14 protein-coding genes are annotated in these 16,297 nt (G+C 68.6%); 10 read left to right on the plus strand and 4 right to left on the minus strand.

The features are described 5' to 3' along the window. The first annotated feature begins 31 nt into the window (after nucleotides 1-31). The 7 genes from G6N35_RS25110 to G6N35_RS25140 all read left to right on the plus strand — a co-directional run bounded on the left by G6N35_RS25110 (nucleotide 32) and on the right by G6N35_RS25140 (nucleotide 6,009). Nucleotides 32-943: a PaaI family thioesterase gene (locus G6N35_RS25110; RefSeq protein ID WP_163807075.1), complete on the plus strand. Its 912-nt coding sequence runs from the start codon at nucleotides 32-34 to the stop codon at nucleotides 941-943. A 192-nt stretch (nucleotides 944-1,135) separates the two neighbouring features. Next, a complete protein-coding gene (gene rplM, locus G6N35_RS25115) occupies nucleotides 1,136-1,579 on the plus strand; it encodes a 50S ribosomal protein L13 (protein ID WP_163807076.1) in 444 nt (147 codons plus the stop codon). A 14-nt stretch (nucleotides 1,580-1,593) separates the two neighbouring features. After that, nucleotides 1,594-2,082, plus strand: a complete 489-nt coding sequence (rpsI, locus tag G6N35_RS25120; RefSeq protein WP_163807923.1) for a 30S ribosomal protein S9 — start codon at nucleotides 1,594-1,596, stop codon at nucleotides 2,080-2,082. A 300-nt stretch (nucleotides 2,083-2,382) separates the two neighbouring features. Next, nucleotides 2,383-2,820 carry a hypothetical protein gene (locus tag G6N35_RS25125; RefSeq protein WP_163807077.1) on the plus strand — a complete coding sequence of 146 codons (438 nt, stop codon included), beginning with the start codon at nucleotides 2,383-2,385 and terminating at the stop codon, nucleotides 2,818-2,820. A gap of 148 nt (nucleotides 2,821-2,968) precedes the next feature. Continuing rightward, nucleotides 2,969-4,306 (plus strand): phosphoglucosamine mutase, encoded by a 1,338-nt coding sequence (gene glmM / locus G6N35_RS25130; protein WP_163807078.1) that lies wholly within the window; start codon nucleotides 2,969-2,971, stop codon nucleotides 4,304-4,306. Nucleotides 4,307-4,354: 48 nt separating this feature from the next. Beyond that, complete coding sequence (locus G6N35_RS25135) at nucleotides 4,355-4,645, plus strand: type VII secretion target (protein WP_163807079.1); 291 nt, start codon at nucleotides 4,355-4,357, stop codon at nucleotides 4,643-4,645. Next, nucleotides 4,642-6,009, plus strand: coding sequence for a hypothetical protein (locus G6N35_RS25140; RefSeq protein ID WP_163807080.1), 1,368 nt, complete (start codon nucleotides 4,642-4,644; stop codon nucleotides 6,007-6,009). Before G6N35_RS25135 ends, G6N35_RS25140 begins: the two co-directional genes overlap by 4 nt. 87 nt (nucleotides 6,010-6,096) lie before the next feature. Here the strand turns inward: G6N35_RS25140 and G6N35_RS25145 are convergent, their stop codons facing one another. After that, a complete protein-coding gene (locus tag G6N35_RS25145; RefSeq protein ID WP_281357051.1) occupies nucleotides 6,097-7,140 on the minus strand; it encodes an LLM class F420-dependent oxidoreductase in 1,044 nt (347 codons plus the stop codon). A 108-nt stretch (nucleotides 7,141-7,248) separates the two neighbouring features. Further along, complete coding sequence (locus G6N35_RS25150) at nucleotides 7,249-8,100, minus strand: dienelactone hydrolase family protein (RefSeq protein ID WP_163807082.1); 852 nt, start codon at nucleotides 8,098-8,100, stop codon at nucleotides 7,249-7,251. Between the two features lie 53 nt (nucleotides 8,101-8,153). On the opposite strand from G6N35_RS25150, the gene glmS reads away from it, so the two are divergent. From glmS to G6N35_RS25165, 3 genes are read left to right on the plus strand one after another with little or no spacing between them, the layout of a single operon-like run. Next, complete coding sequence (gene glmS, locus G6N35_RS25155; protein ID WP_163807083.1) at nucleotides 8,154-10,022, plus strand: glutamine--fructose-6-phosphate transaminase (isomerizing); 1,869 nt, start codon at nucleotides 8,154-8,156, stop codon at nucleotides 10,020-10,022. A 48-nt stretch (nucleotides 10,023-10,070) separates the two neighbouring features. After that, nucleotides 10,071-11,492 carry an NAD(P)H-hydrate dehydratase gene (locus G6N35_RS25160; RefSeq protein ID WP_163807084.1) on the plus strand — a complete coding sequence of 474 codons (1,422 nt, stop codon included), beginning with the start codon at nucleotides 10,071-10,073 and terminating at the stop codon, nucleotides 11,490-11,492. A 12-nt stretch (nucleotides 11,493-11,504) separates the two neighbouring features. Beyond that, a complete protein-coding gene (locus G6N35_RS25165; protein ID WP_163807085.1) occupies nucleotides 11,505-12,884 on the plus strand; it encodes a glutamate decarboxylase in 1,380 nt (459 codons plus the stop codon). 10 nt (nucleotides 12,885-12,894) lie between these two features. On the opposite strand, the gene G6N35_RS25170 is transcribed toward G6N35_RS25165, so the two are convergent. Beyond that, entirely contained in the window at nucleotides 12,895-13,785 is an 891-nt protein-coding gene (locus G6N35_RS25170; protein WP_163807086.1) for a hypothetical protein, read from the minus strand. 54 nt (nucleotides 13,786-13,839) lie between these two features. Continuing rightward, on the minus strand, nucleotides 13,840-16,296 hold the full coding sequence (locus tag G6N35_RS25175; RefSeq protein ID WP_163807087.1) for a GcvT family protein: 2,457 nt from the start codon (nucleotides 16,294-16,296) through the stop codon (nucleotides 13,840-13,842). Nucleotide 16,297 lies beyond the last annotated feature (1 nt).

Raw genomic sequence — 16,297 nt, forward strand, 5'->3', positions numbered from 1 at the left:
TCCCTTCCGTCATCTGCCAGGATGCCAGTTGATGAGCACAGCTAGCAGGCCGCAGGAAATCTTCTCGATCACGTCCGCTCGCGTGAGTGAGGGCGGTATCGCACTGGATCAGGGCATCACCTCGGGTCTGGTCGACCACCGCGGAGTCATCGAAATGCCGGCGTATGGGGTGCTTGCCGAGTCGGCCACCAGCGGTGCCTACTGGCGCACGTTCGCCGAGCCGGTGGGCACGGTGCAGTCCTTCCTCACCCTGTGTGCAGGTGTCCCGGCCCGGGTGGGCGACCTGCTGTGCGCGACGGGGGTCATGGCCTACCGCGACGAGGATTACGGGGTTCCGACGGTGACCGTGACCAACCAAGCGCGTGACGTGATCTGCTCCGGAGTGGGACGCACCGTGCGGGTGGGGCGCACCACTGCGGCCTTGCGCGAACTCGATCCCGCGGCCTTCTCCACGAGTTCCGCGATGCCTCCGCCGCCGCCCGACGTCGACAACACCGTCTCCGACATCCCTCCGCGGTGGGATGGCCGCCGGATCCTCACCGCGCTCGCGCGCGGTGACATCGCGCGGGGGCCACTGTCCGAGCTGCTCGCGGTGACGGTGACGGCCGACGAGGAGCCCATCGTCGCCGTCGAGCCGCAACCCTGGATGGCCAACCCACTGGGCGCCATCCAGGGCGGGGTGATCGCCGCGTTGATCGGGCAGGCCTGCTCGTTGGCCGGCCAGGCCCATACCGCCCCTGGCGACACCTACATGATCGCTGACCTCAGCGTTTACTACTTTCGCTCGCCTCCTGTCGATGGCCGCTCGCTGACGATGTCCACCAGCACCCAACGGCTCGGCCGGCGGATGGCGACGGTGAGTGCGGTGATGGCCGACCGTGGCGGCACGGAGTATGTGCATGCAATGGCCAATATCGCCTATGACCGGTCGGGCGCGTTTTGACCTGCGTCTATCGCCGCAGGTAAGCTGCCACGTTGGCGTTCGGTACGCCGCGGTTCTCCGCGGCGTCAGCCGGGGTCTCGGGTCAGTGTTGGTCGCCGAGACGTTCACCCCGACCGTCGCGTCCGACCGGCACCCGGGTCAGACCGGGACCTAACACCGGGGTGCGAACCCCTAACGAGAGGTAGTAGCGCTGTGCCTACGTACACGCCGAAGGCGGGTGACACCACGCGTTCGTGGTACGTCATCGACGCCACCGACGTGGTGCTCGGCCGGCTCGCCGTTGCAGCAGCCAATCTGCTGCGCGGCAAGCACAAGCCGACATTCACGCCCAATGTCGACGGTGGCGACTTCGTCATCGTCATCAACGCAGACAAGATCGCTGTCAGCGGTGACAAGCTCCAGAGCAAGATGGCCTACCGCCACTCGGGTTACCCCGGTGGTCTGCGGTCCCGCACGCTCGGTGACGAGATGCAGAAGCACGCCGACCGCGTGGTCGAGAAGGCCATCGTCGGCATGCTCCCGCACAACAAGCTGAGCCGCCAGATCCAGAAGAAGCTCAAGGTGTACGCCGGGCCGGAGCATCCGCATGCGGCCCAGCAGCCGATTCCTTACGAGATCAAGCAGGTGGACCAGTGAGCGAAACGACAGACGTGACGACCGACGTCGAGGTCACCGAGGTCGTCGAGACCCCGGAAGCCACCGAGGTCACCGAAGCTGAGGTCGAGAGCACCCCGCGCGAGCCGGTGATCATCGACCGCCCGATCCAAACCGTCGGCCGCCGCAAGGAGGCTGTGGTGCGGGTTCGCCTGGTGCCCGGCACCGGCAAGTTCCACCTCGATGGCCGCACCCTGGAGGACTACTTCCCCAACAAGGTGCATCAGCAGCTGATCAAGGCTCCGCTGGTGACCGTCGACCGGGTCGACAGCTTCGACATCTACGCCCACCTCGACGGCGGCGGCCCCTCGGGGCAGGCCGGTGCGCTTCGCCTCGCGATCGCCCGTGCGCTGATCCTGGTGCAGCCCGAGGATCGTCCGGCGCTGAAGAAGGCGGGCTTCCTCACGCGTGACCCGCGTGCCATCGAGCGCAAGAAGTACGGCCTCAAGAAGGCCCGTAAGGCGCCGCAGTACAGCAAGCGCTGATCTGCCGCGCGTTTCGACGCGAGCTCGCCGGGTGTGTCCCTTCGGATACACCCGGCGAGTTTTTTTGTGTGCTGCCTCACTGTCTATCGGTGCACGTCAGTGGCATGAGTGGCGGCAATCATTAAGTTTTGGTTTGAGTCGCCACCGCGGCGGCAACGCCAGAGGGAGCCGACACCGTGGTCGGCTACCCGAGGTGGGAGACGGACCTTTTACGGGGGTCTATGTCCTCCTTCTCCGGCTGTGTGGTGAACCTCGCGCAGCTCGTGGATCCCTGCCTGAAACAGGAGAAATGGAGCGAACATGAACACGATCACGAAGACGGCCGCTGGCACACTCCTCGGTGGATCGCTGCTCGTTGCGGGCGGCCTCAGCCTCGCGCATGCAGCACCGCCGCAGGCCCAGTCGGTAGTGGGCGACGGCAAGGTCAACGTGACGCTGAGCGTCGACGGCCAGCAGCTGGGGGTCCTGCAGGAGGTGTCGCTGGCTGGTGCGCAGGCTCTGGCCACTGCCGTCTGCCCGGGTGCAGACCTCTCGGCGCGGCTGCCCGAGCTCGACACCAACCAGGTGCAGACCCTTCCGGCCTGCGACAGCGCCGCTGGCGGGCTGAGCTACACCTTCACCCAGAACTCCCCGGGCAACTCGGAGACCGCTCCGGGTCAGAACCGCCCGGTCGCGCCGAGCACGGCGCCGGGTACCAGCACCACGCCGGCCCCGCCGTCGGCGGCCGAGGGCCGATAGAACCGGCCCAGAACCGCACGCTGCCCGCATCCCACTCCTAGGGGGTGCGGGCAGCGCCGTGTCTCGGCCGAGTGTCGGTTTAGCGGCGAGATGGCGGATAACCTCGTCGGTTGTGGATTGAGGCGCTACTTATGAGAAGTTTGTCCGCATGGGTCGACTGTTCGGGACCGATGGGGTCCGAGGCGTCGCCAACCGGGAACTGACCGCTGAGCTGGCGCTGGCACTCGGGGCGGCGGCCGCGCGGCGACTGGCCGTGACCGCCCGCTCCGGGCGTCCGCTGGCCGTCATCGGCCGCGATCCGCGGGCCAGTGGCGAGATGCTCGAGGCCGCCGTGATCGCCGGGGTCACCAGTGAGGGTGTCGACGCGCTGCGGGTCGGTGTCCTGCCCACTCCCGCCGTCGCCTATCTGACCGGCGCCTACGAGGCCGACTTCGGGGTGATGATCTCGGCCTCGCACAACGCGATGCCGGACAACGGCATCAAGATCTTCGGTCCTGGCGGTCATAAGCTCGATGACGCCACCGAGGACCGCATCGAGGAACTGGTCGCCCAGGGCCCCGGCTTGCGTCCCGTCGGGGCCGGTATCGGCAGGACACTGGACGCGGCCGACGCCCTCGAGCGCTACCTGCAGCATGTCCGTGCCGCGGCTCCGGTCCGGCTCGACGGCCTGACCGTCGTGGTCGACTGCGCCAATGGCGCCGCTTCGGCCGCTGCACCGCGCGCCTATCAGGCCGCTGGTGCCCGGGTCATCGCGATCCACGCCGAACCCAACGGTCTCAACATCAACGAGGGCTGCGGCTCGACGCACCTCGAACAATTGCAGGCCGCCGTGATCGCCCACCGCGCCGACCTCGGGCTCGCCCACGACGGCGACGCCGACCGCTGTCTGGCGGTAGACGCCGGCGGCCAGGTGATCGACGGAGACGCGATCATGGTGATTCTGGCGCTGGCCATGCAGGAAGCCGGTGAACTGGCTTCCAACACCCTGGTGGCCACCGTCATGAGCAACCTCGGACTCCATCTGGCCATGCGCGAGGCCGGTATCACCGTGCGCACCACCGGTGTCGGCGACCGCTACGTACTGGAGGAGTTGCGGGCCGGGGAGTACTCCCTGGGCGGCGAGCAGTCCGGTCATATCGTGATGCCCGCCATGGCCACCACCGGCGACGGGATCGTCACCGGCCTGCGGTTGATGTCTCGAATGGCGCAGACCCGTGCCTCGCTGGCTGCGCTGGCCGAGCCGATGCAGACCCTGCCCCAGGTCCTGATCAACGTCGAGGTGGCCGATAAGGCCACCGTGGCCGAGGCGCCCGCGGTGCAGGACGCCGTGCGCGCCGCCGAGGCCGAACTCGGTGACACCGGCCGAATCCTGTTGCGGCCTTCCGGAACCGAACAGATGGTCCGGGTCATGGTCGAAGCGGCCGACGAGGACACCGCACGTCAGCTGGCCATCCGGGTCGCCGAATCGGTCAGCGCCGAGGGCTGATTTCGCCGGGGGTGGAACCGCCGGACGTCGCCCGGCGTCCAATACCGTATGGGTAACACACGGGTGGATGCTGCGGCGCTGTGCGACGCCGGGCAGCAGTTCGCCGCCGCGGCTGACATCCTCGACACCGCTGCGCGCCGGATGGTGCTGGTATTCAATGGGTCGGTGGCCGGCCGCGCGCACGGTGTCAGCGGCGAAAGCCTGCACAATGCGCTGACACAGCTGTACGTCGGCGTGCAGGAATGGGCGCGTGCCGCCGACGAGATCGCCACCGGATTACGTTCGGGCGCAGGGTATTACAGCGAGGCCGAGGATCGCGCCGCGGCGGTGCTGGGATGAGCTACGATGTCGCGGGACAGCTGGATCGCGGCCGGCCCGCCGTCGCGGATACCCAGACCTATGTGACGGCGTGCCACGCGGTGGGTTACGCCCATCCCGACCTCACCGCTCACCCCGCGCAGGTCCTGGAGTGGTACGGCACCGAAGACGGCCTCGACCTCGACGCGCTGGACGCCGACTGCGTGGCACTGCGCACCATGGCCGACGCCGCGAACCAGGCCTTGCGTCTCGAGCGCGTCGGCCTGCGGTCGATGGAATCGGCGTGGCAGGGCGAATCACACTTAGCCGCTGCATCTTTCATCGACAGCCACTGCCAGGCCGGTGAGGCTGTGCTTGACGCACTGCGTGCTGCCGCAGACGCCTGCGCGGTGTTGCGTGACACCGTGCTCGGCCTCGTCGACGACAAGGTTCGGGCAGCTACGGGCATCGACGATCGACGGGCGGGGGAGCGCCCGGCGTGGTTGGCTGCGGCGCAGGTCCTCACCACCGGGGCGGCGGGCCGGGACCAGGCCGCCGAGATCGTCGTCCACCAGATCACCCCCTACGTCGACACCGATATCCGCACCGAGTGGGTGACCGCCATGCGCGCCGTGACAGCACACACACAGTCGGCATACCTCGACGCCATTGGTCGCGTGACAGCCTGCGGGACGGAGCATTTCGCTGTTCCCGGCCGGCTGGGCCCGGTGTTTGTCCGCTCAGGCCCACCGCTGGCCGGCCCGGCGGCATCCGTGGCCACACCCGCTGCCGCGCCGGCCGAGGTGGCACCACCGCCCGCGCCGCCCCCGTCGCCGGCTGTCGAGGTCCCGCTTGCCCCACCAGTACCGGCAGCGCAGGATGCGATGCCCACTGCGCAACCGGCCGTTCCGCAATCCCTGCCGCCGGCCGCGACGATGGATCCGGCCGGGCTGGGGGGAGCCGTCCCGGCCGCGGGACTGCCCGCGCTGTCCGGGCTCGGCGGGCTGGGTGACGCGCTGGGCAATCTGCTGCCGGATGGTACGGACACTGCCGCCGCCCCTCGGCTTCCGGAAGCCGCGAGCGACCTCGAAGATCCGGCCGACGACAGCCCTGAAGATCCTGCACTGCAGGATGATTCGCCAGGCGAGACTTCCGATCAGCGCGACGATGCTGAGCGGGACGATACCGGCACCGAGGATGCACCCGAAGACACCCCAACAGGAGACCGGGAAACCGAAGACACCGAAGACACCCAGACGCCTGACCCGGCGACCGGCGACCCGGTAGCCGAGCAACCCGAACCGCCGGTCGAGGTGTCACCGACGCCGGACCCGCAAGCCCCGCCGGCTGACAAGCCCACGCCCTGCGAGATCGCCGCCGACGAGCTCCCGCAGGTCGGCCAGTGAGCGCCCCGCAGCGTCCGGCGGTACCGGCCTCGCAGCGCCGGCTGCTGCGTCCGGCCGATCAACAACGGTCGGTCAGCACACCGCCGGTTACGGCAGCAGCTGCTGCAATTCCTCGACGTACGTGATGTATTCGGCGCTGTCGGCGGTCACCGGTGTGGCCAGCAGGGTGGTCACACCTGCCTCGGCGAACGCCGCGATCCGCTCCTTGACGTAGCCGCGCGGCCCGATCAGCGACACCTGCCGCACGAGGTCGTCGGGCACCGCGGCAATCGCCTCGGCCTTGCGCCCCGCCAGGTAGAGGTCCTGAATGTGATCGGCGACTTCGCCGTATCCATAGCGGGTGGCCAGTTTGTGATAGAAGTTCTGGCCGCGCGCGCCCATCCCGCCGATGTAGAGCGCCAGATGCGGTTTGGCCCAGTTCAGCCGGTCCTCGACGTTGTCACCCACGGCAAGCGACACCCCGACCATCACATCGAGGTCGCCAAGAGAGCTGTCCCGCTTGGCATTTCCAGCGCGCAGCGCATCGCCCCAGACGTCGTCGGCTTTCTCCGGCAGGAAGAACACCGGCTGCCAGCCTTCGGCGATCTCGGCGGACAGTTCCACATTCTTGGGCCCAAGCGCGGCGATGTGGATCGGGATGTTCTCCCGCACGGGGTGATTGATCAGCTGGAGCGCCTTGCCCAGTCCGGTGCCCCGGTCGGCGGGCAGCGGGATCTGGTAGTTCTTGCCCTGGTGCTGGACACGTTCGCGGCGCCAGACCTGGCGGCAGATCTCGACCACCTCGCGGGTGCGCCCCAGCGGGGCGTCGAACGGCACGCCGTGGAAACCCTCGACCACCTGCGGGCCGGAGGTGCCGATGCCCAGCCGGAAGCGGCCGTCGGAGACGTAGTCCAGGCCTGCCGCCGTCATCGCCAGCAGTGAGGGAGTGCGGGTGTAGATCGGAACCACGCCCGAGCCCAGCTCGATCGTCGAGGTCTTGGCGGCCAGGTAGCCGAGCTGGCTGATCGCGTCATAGGAGTACGCCTCGGCGACCAGCGCGATGTCCACGCCCGCCTTCTCCAAGACGACGATGTGCTCGACGGCCTCGCGGAAGCCGCCCGAATAGTCGAGAAAAACACCGGTGCGCATCACCGAGTTATATCCCAACTGGTTGGTTGGGGCATCAGTGGGTCACGGCGAGTGGCCACCTACGCCACGGAAATCCGCCCGCCGGATGCCTGCCACAACTGGCCACTCGCGCTACTTCAACAGCGCGACGATGCGGCCTTCGGGTGTCATCGGCTCAGCCTCGGGGTCGGGCTTGCCGGCCTTGGGCAGCACCGCCTCGGGGTCGGCGAACTCGCGGTACGTCTTGTCCCCGGTGAGCCGGTACAGCAGGAAGCCGGTCAGCAGGGCCCGCGCCGCTTTCTGGGTCGCGCGATCCGACCCCGGTAGCCCCAGCACCCGGGAGAGCCGGCGCTTCTCGGCCAGCCCCGCGGACTTTCCCTTGCTGACCACATGCAGGACCGCTCCGGGCCACGCCTGGGCCAGGTCCAGGGCATCGGTGCGCAGCGATTCCGGGTCGTCGGGTGCGCTGAGTACCAGGCCCGGCACCGTCAAGGTGGCGGCAGGCTGGGCCGCGGGCGGTTTGGTCACCGACGGGAACAGTGCGGCCGCCGCCTTGGGGGCCGATTTCCCTGCTCCGGCCAGCCCCGCAGCGGCGAAGACCGCCGCCGAGCCACCGAAACCGTGGCCGGCCAGGCCCAGCTTGCCCGGATGCACGCTGATCTGGCCCGGGCCCAGGCGCACGCCGGTGATGATGTCGAGCGTGGTGCCGAGGTCGAAGGCCAAGTTCAGCACCGACGGAGCCGGACCCCGCTCGGTGTTGGGCGCTGCCGCGACGATGCCCCACGAGGCAAGGTGCTCCAGCGTCTTGACGTAATGGTCCACCGGTGTGAGCCAATCGTGGCCGAAGGCCACACCGGGCAGATTGAAGCCCGACGCCGGGGTGTAGACGATGCCCGGAAGGCCGGCAAATGCCAGGTCACCGCGCAAAACCTGATGCGGACCACGGCGCGTCAGCGCCGCGAAGAGCTTGCGTGTCCGGGCCACCCCAAGACCGTAGCCCACCGCCCGGGCACCCGCGCTGCACTACCCTTGAACCCATGTGCGGAATCGTGGCCTACGTCGGGCATCGTCCTGCCTGCGACGTCGTGGTCGACGCGCTGCGCCGCATGGAGTACCGGGGTTACGACTCGTCCGGCCTCGCCCTGCTCGGCGGGCATGGCGGCCTGACCGTGCGGCGCCGCGCCGGGCGGCTGGCCAACCTCGAGGAGGCGTTGGCCGAAACCGATGCCGCCGCGCTGACCGGAACGGCCGGACTGGGCCACACCCGGTGGGCAACCCACGGCCGGCCCACCGACCGCAATGCCCACCCGCACCGCGACGCCGCCGGCAAGTTCGCCGTTGTCCACAACGGGATCATCGAGAACTTCGCGGTGCTGCGTGCCGAGCTGGAGAGCCAGGGAGTCGAGTTCGCCAGCGACACCGACTCCGAGGTGGCCGTCCACCTGGTGTCGCGGGCCTACCACCATGGCCCCACCGCCGGCGACTTCGTCGCCTCGACGCTGTCGGTGCTGCGCCGGCTGGAAGGCCATTTCACGCTGGTCTTCGCCAACGCCGACGATCCCGGCACCATCATCGCCGCCCGCCGGTCCACCCCGCTGGTGGTCGGTATCGGCCAGGACGAGATGTTCCTCGGGTCCGACGTCGCGGCCTTCATCGAATACACCCGCGATGCCGTCGAACTCGGCCAGGACCAGGCCGTCGTGATCACCGCGGACGGTTACCGGATCACCGACTTCCACGGCAATGACGACGCCGCCAACGCTCGCGTGTTCCATATCGACTGGGACCTGTCGGCCGCCGAGAAGGGCGGTTACGACTACTTCATGCTCAAGGAGATCGCCGAGCAACCCACGGCGGTCGCCGACACGTTGCTCGGTCACTTCGTCGACGGCCGCATCGTGCTCGACGAACAGCGGCTGTCCGATCAGGAACTCCGCGAGGTCGACAAGGTCTTCATCGTCGCGTGCGGCACGGCATTCCACTCCGGGCTGCTGGCCAAGTACGCCATCGAGCACTGGACCCGGCTGCCGGTGGAGGTCGAGCTGGCCAGCGAGTTCCGCTACCGCGATCCGGTGCTGGACCGCGGGACGCTGGTGATCGCGATCTCGCAGTCCGGCGAGACCGCCGACACCCTCGAGGCCGTCCGGCACGCCAAGACCCAGAAGGCCAAGGTGCTGGCCATCTGCAACACCAACGGCAGCCAGATTCCGCGCGAGGCGGACGCCGTCCTCTATACCCGGGCCGGACCCGAGATCGGTGTGGCGGCCACCAAGACCTTCCTGGCCCAGATCGCCGCCAATTACCTCGTCGGCTTGGCGCTTGCGCAGGCGCGCGGCACCAAGTACCCCGACGAGGTCGAGCGGGAGTACCGCGAACTGGAGTCGATGCCCGACCAGGTCGCCCGGGTGATCGAGCACGTCGAGCCCGTCACTAAGCTCGGTCAGGCGTTCGCGCAGTCGCCGACGGTGCTGTTCCTGGGGCGCCACGTCGGCTACCCCGTCGCCCTCGAAGGCGCGCTCAAGCTCAAGGAACTCGCCTACATGCACGCTGAGGGCTTCGCCGCCGGTGAGCTCAAGCACGGACCGATCGCGCTCATCGAGGAAAACCTCCCGGTGATCGTGGTCATGCCGTCACCGAAGAACGCCGCGACCCTGCACGCCAAGCTGCTGAGCAATATCCGGGAGATCCAGGCCCGCGGCGCGGTCACGGTCGTCATCGCGGAGGAGGGCGACGACACCGTCCGTCCCTACGCCGACCACATCTTCGAAATCCCGGCGGTGTCAACGCTTTTCCAGCCCTTGCTGTCCACGGTTCCGCTGCAGGTCTTCGCTGCGGCGGTGGCCCGGGCGCGTGGTTACGACGTGGACAAGCCACGCAACCTGGCCAAGTCCGTCACCGTCGAGTAGTAGCGACTTGGGCAGGTATGGCCGTACTGCCACGTAACCTGGGTTCCGATGCGGCACTACTACTCCGCCGAGGCGATCCGCGCCGCTGAGGCACCTCTGCTGGCCAGCCTGCCGGATGGGGTCCTGATGCGGCGGGCCGCCTACGGCTTGGCGACGGCGATTGCGCGGGAATTGGTGAGCCGGGCCGGGGGGATAGCCGGCCGGCGGGTCTGCGCCGTTGTGGGCTCCGGTGATAACGGTGGCGACGCGCTGTGGGCGGCAACGTTCCTGCGGCGGCGTGGTGCGGCCGCGTCGGCGGTGCTGCTCAATCCCGACCACACCCATGCCACGGCGCTGGCGGCCTTCCGCGGGGCGGGCGGCCGGGTGGTGGCCGAGGTGGCGGCGGACACCGACCTGGTGATCGACGGTGTCGTCGGCATCTCCGGCAAGGGCCCGCTTCGGCCGTCGGCAGCCGCCGTCTTCGACGCGGTCGACGCGGCGGGCATCCCCGTCGTGGCGGTCGACATTCCCAGCGGGGTCGACGTCCATACCGGCGCCATCACCGGACCGGCTGTTCGTGCCGCGCTGACGGTCACCTTCGGCGGCCTCAAGCCGGTGCACGCCCTTGCCGATTGCGGTCGCGTCGAACTCGTGGACATCGGACTCGAGCTACCGTCCACCGATGTGCTGGCACTGGATGCCGCCGACGTCAAAGCCGACTGGCCGGTGCCGCACCAGCACGACGACAAGTACACCCAGGGCGTCACCGGCATCCTGGCCGGATCCTCGACATATCCGGGCGCGGCGATCCTGTGCACCGGCGCGGCCGTGGCGGCCACCTCGGGGATGAAGCGGTACGCGGGATCAGCCGCCGCCGAAGTGCTGGCGCACTGGCCCGAAGTCGTTGCCGCGCCCAGTGCCGCAGCGGCCGGACGGGTACAGGCCTGGGTGGTTGGCCCGGGTCTGGGGACCGACGACAATGCCGTCGCCGCATTGACATTCGCGCTCAACACCGACCTGCCGGTGATCGTCGATGCCGACGCGCTGACGATTCTGGCCGCTCACCCGCACCTGGTGTCGGACCGGGAGGCGCCGACGGTTTTGACCCCGCACGCGGGGGAGTTCGCCCGCTTGGCCGGAGCCCCGCCCGGGGAGGACCGCATCGCCGCCACCCGTCGCCTCGCCGATGCGTTCGGTGCCACCGTCCTGCTCAAGGGCAACGTCACGGTGGTCGCTGAGGCTGGCACACCGGTGTACCTCAACCCGGCCGGCGGATCCTGGGCGGCTACCGCCGGCTCCGGTGACGTGCTCTCCGGGGTGATCGGCGCGCTGCTGGCGGCCGGGGTAGCACCGGCGCGCGCCGCCGCCATGGCCGCGTTCGTGCATGCCCGCGCGGCCAACGCCTCGGCCGCCGACCCCGGTCCCGCAGCGGTGCCGACCTCCGCGTCACGCATTCTGGCCCACATCCGTTCCGCCGTCGCCGCACTGTAGAGAGAAGGAAGCATGCCGCACGTCAAGTACCGCTCCCCGTCGATCGCCCCGGCGTACACGGGCCGGCTGTCGACCGACCCGATCCCGTCGCTGCGGCTGCCCGACGAGGCGATGGAACCCGCTGCGGCATACCGCTTCATCCACGACGAGTTGATGCTCGACGGCAGCTCCCGGCTCAACCTGGCCACGTTCGTGACGACGTGGATGGATCCGGAAGCCGAGAAGCTGATGGCCGAGACGTTCGACAAGAACATGATCGACAAGGACGAGTATCCGGCCACCGCCGCCATCGAATCACGGTGTGTGTCGATGGTTGCCGATCTGTTCCACGCCGAGAATCTGCGGGATGACGACGCGTCGAGTGCCGTCGGGGCGTCGACCATCGGCTCGTCGGAAGCGGTGATGCTCGGCGGGCTGGCACTGAAGTGGAAGTGGAAGGAGCGCGTCGGCGAAGGCTGGAAGACGCGCACCCCCAACCTGGTGATGGGCGCCAACGTCCAGGTGGTGTGGGAGAAGTTCTGCCGCTACTTCGAGGTCGAGCCGCGCTACATCCCCATGACCGAGGACTGCTACGTCATCACCCCCGAGCAGGTGCTCGAGTATGTCGACGAGGACACCATCGGTGTGGTCGCCATCCTGGGCACCACCTACACCGGCGAGCTGGAACCGATCGCCGAGATCTGCGCTGCCCTGGACACCCTGGCCAAGGACACCAACCTCGACATCCCGGTGCATGTCGATGCCGCCAGCGGCGGGTTCGTCGTGCCGTTCCTGCACCCCGACCTCAAGTGGGACTTCCGCCTTCCGCGGGTGGTGTCGATCAACGTCAGCGGCCACAAATATGGCCTGACCTACCCGGGCGTCGGATTCGTGGTGTGGCGCAACGCCGATCACCTGCCCGAGGATCTGGTGTTCCGGGTCAACTACCTCGGCGGGGACATGCCGACGTTCACCCTCAACTTCTCCCGGCCGGGCAACCAGGTGGTGGGGCAGTACTACAACTTCCTACGGCTGGGCCGGGCCGGCTACACCCACGTGATGCAATGCCTGTCCGGGACTGCGCGCTGGCTGTCCGACCAGCTCGCCAACTGCCAGCACTTCGAGGTCATCTCCGACGGGTCGGCGATCCCGGTGGTGGCGTTCACGTTGTCCGGCGACTTCGGGTACACCGAGTTCGACGTCTCGGCGGCGCTGCGGTCCTATGGCTGGCAGGTACCGGCCTACACCATGCCCCAAGGGGCCGAGGATGTTTCGGTGCTGCGGGTGGTGGTCCGGGAGGGATTCTCCGCCGACCTGGCCCGCTCGCTGTGGGAGGACCTCAACGCCGTCCTGGGCCACCTGGATGCCATCAAGCCCGACGGCCACTTCGACCAGCAGCACTTCGCGCATTAGGCGGCCTGGGCTAAGCCGCCGTGCGGACGTCCTCGGTCTGGCACTCGACCACCGTGTGGGACGGGGCGTTGCGCTCCCACAGCACCGCCCCCACGCAGGCGGTGGCCACCCACCCGGTGCCGATGACGCCGCACCACGTCAGCAGGGCCATCGCGACACCGATCGGCCCGAATTCGACCCAGCCGTCGAGCAGCATCGGGAAGAACAGCCGACACGACATCGGGATGATCACCCCGTCGATCACCACACCGGCAAGGCCGGCCAGTGCCATGTAGATCAGGCCGCGGCCGCCGTTGCGGACCAGCAGGGCAGGGGTCAGTGACCAGAACAGCCACACCGGAATCAGCGCCAGGATGAACAGGCCCAGCCGGACCTCGCTGGTGTGGTGGGCACCGAAGGTGATTCGCTCCCGGCAGACGATCATCAGCAGATAGAGCGCGAACCACGCCGCTCCGCGCAGCACGCGCTGGGGGAGGCCGAATTCCTCACGCCGCCAGGCTTTGGCGAAGATCCGGGCGACGGTTACCGCCATCGGGATGCCCCAGATCAGGAAGCCGGCGACGCCCAGCACGGTCCAGCTGGAGCGCAGGCCCGCGGTGCTGCCGAACGCACCGCGCACCAGGTCACTGGTCGGGTGGGCCAGCCCGATCTCGCGGATCCAGATGGTGCCGGCGCTGGCGCTCTGGGCGAAGTTCTCGACGTAGCTGAAGCCCAGGATCATCAACGGGATCATCGTGGTGAACAGCTGGACGGACACCAGGATCCCCAGGGTGGAGCCGTCGATGTCGCGGAACCTGCCCAGCACGGCGGTTGCCGGCCGTAGTTTCTTCGACCCGGCCAGTCGCCGGTAGCGCTGTTCGAGAGCGGTGCGGACCTCGCCCTCTGCGTCGCCGGCGGTCACCGGACTACCTGCACAGACACTCCGGCACGATCTCACATCTACCTGGGAATGTCGCTAACGCACCCGCTCGTTGGCCGGGTCGTAGATCGCCTTGAGTGACACGGTGATCGGGTAGACCTCACCGCCGACGTTGACGGTGTAGCTGCCGCTGCGGATCCAGTCCGGGGTGACGACGGTGTCGTCGCCGGCCCGCACATAGGCCAGCCCGACGCAGGCGCCGGTGGTCGCCCCCCACGCCGCAGAGGTCACCTGGCCGGCTACCGCGCCGTCGCGCAGGATCAGCTCACCGCCCCACAGCATCGGCTCGGGGGAGCCGACCGCGAAGCTCACCAGCCGCTTGCGCGGCCCGTCGGCTCTGGCCTTCTCCACCGCGTCGCGGCCGAGGAAGTCGATGTCGGTCTTGAGCTTGCAGGCGAACAGCAGGCCGGCGTCGACCGGGGTCTCGTTCGGCGTCAATTCGCGCCCGAACGCACGGTAGCCCTTCTCTAGGCGTAGCGATTCGATGGCGTAATAGCCACCGCGGCCGATGCCGAATTGCTCGCCGGCGGCCAGCAGGTTCTCGTACACGCCGACCGCGAACTCGGCGGGAACGTAGAGTTCCCAACCCAGTTCGCCGACATAGGTGATCCGGGTGGCCCGCACGGTCGCATAGCCCAGCGAGATCAGCTGGCTGGTGGCGAACGGAAACGCGTCGTCGGACAGATCGGCGTCGGTGAGGCTGGACAGCAGCTCGCGCGAGCGCGGACCCATCACCCCGAACACCGCCATCGAGGAGGTGAGGTCCACCAGTTCGGCCTGCGCGCCCGGCGGCAGGTTCTTGCGGATGTGGTCCTTGTCGCGCTCGGTGGTCGCCGCGCTGCTGACGATCAGGAACTCGGTGGCACCGGTGCGGGTCACGGTGACGTCGGACTCGTAGGTGCCGCGCGCGTTGAGCATGCCGGTGTAGACCGACTTACCCACCGGCACGGCCATATCGGCGGTGCACAGCCACTGCAATGCCTGCTCGGCGCCGGGGCCGGTCAGCAGGTACTTGGAGAACGAGGTCTGATCGAACACGGTGACCGCACTGCGGGTGGTGAGCTGCTCGGCCGCCGACCACGGCAGCCAGTTCTGCTTGCCCCACGAGTAGTCGATCACCGGCTCCTCGCCGGCGGGGGCGAAGAAGTTGGCCCGCTCCCAGCCCATCCGGCTGCCGAAGTTGGCATTGGCCGCCACCAGCAGGTGATGCACCGGCGAGCGCCGGAACGGGCGGGCCGTGGTCAGTTCCCGGTTGGGCCAAGGAATCTCGTAATGCACCCCCAGCACCTCGGCCACCCGGTCGTGCAGCCAGCTGACGTTGCCGTTGAACGGGGCGAAGCGGCGGATGTCGACCCCGGTGAGGTCGGTGGTCGGCGCACCGTTGACGATCCATTCCGCCAGCGCCCGCCCGGCGCCGCCGGCCGACGCGATGCCCACCGAGTTGAAGCCGGCGCCCACGAAGAAGTTCGCGCACTCGGGCGCCTCGCCCAGGATGAACTGGTTGTCCGGGGTGAAGCTCTCGGGCCCGTTGTAGAGCTTCTTGAGCCCGGTGTGTTCGAGATCCGGAATTCGCAGCAGCGCGTTCTCCATGAGGATCTCGAAGTGCTCCCAATCCTCCTCGAGGAGCTGGAATTCGAACGGGTAGGGGATCTGGTCCGGGGCCACCCAGGGCTTGGCTTCCGGCTCGAACCCGCCGATCACCAGCCCGCCGACCTCTTCCTTGAAGTAGGTGTAGCCGTCGGGGTCGCGCAGGATCGGCAGGTCGGGGTGCACGCCGGCGATGGTTTCGGTGACCACGTAGAAGTGCTCGGCGGAATACAGCGGCACGTTCACCCCCGCCATGGCGCCGATGGCCTTCGCCCACTGGCCGGCGCAGTTGACCACGATCTCGGCTTCGATGTCGCCGGCGTTGGTGCGCACGCCGGTCACCCGCGCACCGTCGGTGAGCACATCGAGCACGCGGATGTGCTCGAGCACCTTGGCCCCACGCTGCCGCGCCCCCTTGGCCAGCGCCATCGTCAGGTCGGTGGGGTTGGCCTTGCCGTCGGCGGGTAACCAGATGGCACCCACCAGGTCGTCGATCCGCATCACCGGGTATCGCTCGTAAGCCTCTGCAGGACTGAGCAATTCGCAGTCCAAGTTGTACGCTGCGGCGTTGGCGGCGGTGCGGCGCAGCTGTGTCATGCGGTCCTCGGTGCGTGCCACCGTCACCCCGCCGCACTGCTTGTAGCCGGCGGTCAGTCCCGTCTCGGCCTCCAGCTCGGCGTAGAGCTGCGTGGAGTACTGCACCAGCCGGGTGCCGCTTTCGGAGGCGCGCAACTGGCCGACCAGACCCGCGGCGTGCCACGTGGTGCCGCAGGACAACTGACCCTGCTCGAGCAGCACCACGTCGGCGCGGCCGAGTTTGGTCAGGTGATAGGCCACGCTCGTGCCGATCACACCGCCGCCGATGATGACGATCTGGGCGCGGTCGGGCAGCTGTTGGGTCGACATG

The sequence above is a fragment of the Mycolicibacterium anyangense genome, from assembly GCF_010731855.1.
GTDB lineage: Bacteria > Actinomycetota > Actinomycetes > Mycobacteriales > Mycobacteriaceae > Mycobacterium > Mycobacterium anyangense.

Bases quoted from the DNA above. Each gene is read 5' to 3' on its own strand.
- G6N35_RS25135 (WP_163807079.1), top strand. From the start codon at position 4,355: ATGGGTAACACACGGGTGGATGCTGCGGCGCTGTGCGACGCCGGGCAG.
- glmS (WP_163807083.1), top strand. From the start codon at position 8,154: ATGTGCGGAATCGTGGCCTACGTCGGGCATCGTCCTGCCTGCGACGTC.
- G6N35_RS25175 (WP_163807087.1), bottom strand. From the start codon at position 16,296: ATGTCGACCCAACAGCTGCCCGACCGCGCCCAGATCGTCATCATCGGC.
- G6N35_RS25160 (WP_163807084.1), top strand. From the start codon at position 10,071: ATGCGGCACTACTACTCCGCCGAGGCGATCCGCGCCGCTGAGGCACCT.
- G6N35_RS25110 (WP_163807075.1), top strand. From the start codon at position 32: ATGAGCACAGCTAGCAGGCCGCAGGAAATCTTCTCGATCACGTCCGCT.
- glmM (WP_163807078.1), top strand. From the start codon at position 2,969: ATGGGTCGACTGTTCGGGACCGATGGGGTCCGAGGCGTCGCCAACCGG.
- G6N35_RS25165 (WP_163807085.1), top strand. From the start codon at position 11,505: ATGCCGCACGTCAAGTACCGCTCCCCGTCGATCGCCCCGGCGTACACG.
- G6N35_RS25140 (WP_163807080.1), top strand. From the start codon at position 4,642: ATGAGCTACGATGTCGCGGGACAGCTGGATCGCGGCCGGCCCGCCGTC.
- G6N35_RS25125 (WP_163807077.1), top strand. From the start codon at position 2,383: ATGAACACGATCACGAAGACGGCCGCTGGCACACTCCTCGGTGGATCG.